Annotated in this window: 1 protein-coding gene; it reads right to left on the bottom strand. The window is 53.3% G+C overall.

All coding sequences use genetic code 11. The features are described 5' to 3' along the window. The coding region (locus tag RE6C_RS31695) for a ubiquitin-like protein (protein ID WP_201766878.1) at positions 1 to 806 on the bottom strand (806 nt) is incomplete at its 3' end. Positions 807 to 1,342 lie beyond the last annotated feature (536 nt).

Here is a 1,342-nt window from a genome sequence, read left to right as displayed (position 1 = left end):
TTTCCTACCGAGTTGTGCCGGTGGAGAAAGCCACCCCACTGCGTGCTGTCGACATTGGCAGAAACTCCGTTGTCGAAGCTTAGATCTTGTGTCGCAAAAGCAACATAAGACCCCATGATCGTTTCGGAATCGAGCAACCGGAACATACCGAGTTGGGTACCACCTCCTGCATAGTCGAATGCTGTGGTTGCTTCGCGAGCCTCCGCTCTACCAAACATCCCAAAGCCTCGCAGCCAGGCACCGCGATTCGTTCGGCATCGACACTCGCCCTGGCTAGATGAAATGTCGGTGCCTGCGAAATCGAGGCCAGCGGCAGATTGGTAGCTGACAAGCTGGACAGACGACGGACGCGTCATGGAAGCCGTCGCAACGGACGGATTCTGTCGAACGAATCCGGTAGATTGGGAGTTGGCGATCTCGTTAATTTGGTCTCGAAGGAATTGGAATTGAAAGCTTCCGAGAGAAAGCAACGATTGGGAAATCCCGCTGTGCAGTCCCGCCAACTCCTCCCCATTTGCCGCCGCAGCCCCAGCACTTCCGCCGCCAACATTCACGACCAAATGCAGCATGCTCTCCTTTTGGATGTTGTAGTCCGACAACGTCCTTCCATCCTGCAACAGCTTGCCGGCAAAAATAAGTTGCTGCTGAGCGGGAGGTATGCCTTCCTTGTCTTGTATTTTTGCTTTGACATTCTCGATCGAATCACCGGCCTCAACGTCCAGCGTGATCGTCTTTCCAGTCAGCGTTCTGACGAAGATCTGCATCGCCGCGGCGGGCGATACGATTCCAAGTGACAAGATCGTCACACAAGTGATTCTGCAAAACCAATGCGGCATGAGGTCGACAACAACAGTCGGTGAAAGGTATTTCAGATTCCTCTACGCCGCAGCATGCTTTTGCAATTTGCTGGACCGGGCGTTTTCATGGACGTCATCGTCGCGATGCTTCTGGAACATTTAGCACAGTCCTGGTGAACAGGCGAACCGATACAATCGGAATCACTTAGCAGCTTGCGTGACAAAGGGATGCATTCGCAAACCGATGAAGAATGCAGGCCTTCGTCAAGAACAGGCCGTCGCGGTGATGCTGCTTCGTTCCTCATGCACCGAGCTGTCAATTGACTGAGCCAGTTAGGCTTTCGCCTTCATTCCACCACCACAGAACCGGCGAAAAACGTCCAAACGACTCACGTAAAGAAGCGAAACGAGACTGAACAACAGCCCGGTGAGCGAGGAACATCGAACTGGAGCTCTTCGTCGCTCAAATATCGTGTTTCCAGACTGGCACTAGGCTTTGCACCGAGCGAATGGACGACAGCTCAATTCGAGGCTTCTTTCTGCTG

It is taken from the genome of Rhodopirellula europaea 6C, assembly GCF_000338295.1.
GTDB lineage: Bacteria > Planctomycetota > Planctomycetia > Pirellulales > Pirellulaceae > Rhodopirellula > Rhodopirellula europaea.
This window is presented reverse-complemented; position numbering and strand designations above follow the sequence as displayed.